1 pseudogene is annotated in these 668 nt (G+C 67.1%); it reads right to left on the reverse strand.

The features are described 5' to 3' along the window. Positions 1–668 (reverse strand): annotated as a pseudogene (locus PV761_RS24220) (NAD(P)(+) transhydrogenase (Re/Si-specific) subunit alpha); the annotation flags it as partial.

The following is a 668-nucleotide window of genomic DNA, read 5'->3' on the forward strand; positions in this document are numbered from 1 at the left end:
ACCGAGAGCATCAGCACCGTGAAATGCTGCGGCAGCGGAGCCGGCGCCACCGTGTTGACCACAAACAACGCGGCGATGCCCGCGGCAAAGAGTCCGGCCTTGCCGGCGGCGCTGAGGCCTTCCTTCTTCTTCGGCGCAGTGCTCTCCGCGGCTGGGCTCTGCGTCTGCGCCATCGGTGCGGCGGAGACCTGGACCGGCGGCGGCGGCCAGGTCTTCTCCCCGTCGCGCACCACGGTCACTGAACGCTGCACGACGTCGTCGAAATCGATCCGCAGCTGGCCGTCCTTCTCCTTCGTCAGGAGCTTGAGCAGGTTCAGCATGTTCGTCCCGTACAGCTGGGACGCCTGCGCCGGCAACCGGGCCGGGAGGTCGGTGTAACCAAGGATCACCACACCGTTCTCCGTGACCACGCGCTCACCGGCCACCGAGCCTTCCACGTTCCCGCCCTGCCCGGCGGCCATGTCAACGATCACGCTGCCGGACTTCATGCCGGCCACGTCCTCGGCCGTGAGCAGCTTCGGCGCCGGACGCCCCGGGATCAGGGCTGTGGTGATGATGATGTCCACGTCCCGGGCCTGCTCGGAATAGATCTCCGCTGCACGCCGGTTATACGCCTCGGACGTGGCCTTGGCATAGCCGTCGGCGGACTTCATCTCTTCTTCCACCTC

Source organism: Arthrobacter sp. CC3 (genome assembly GCF_039907775.1).
Classification (GTDB): Bacteria; Actinomycetota; Actinomycetes; order Actinomycetales; family Micrococcaceae; genus Arthrobacter.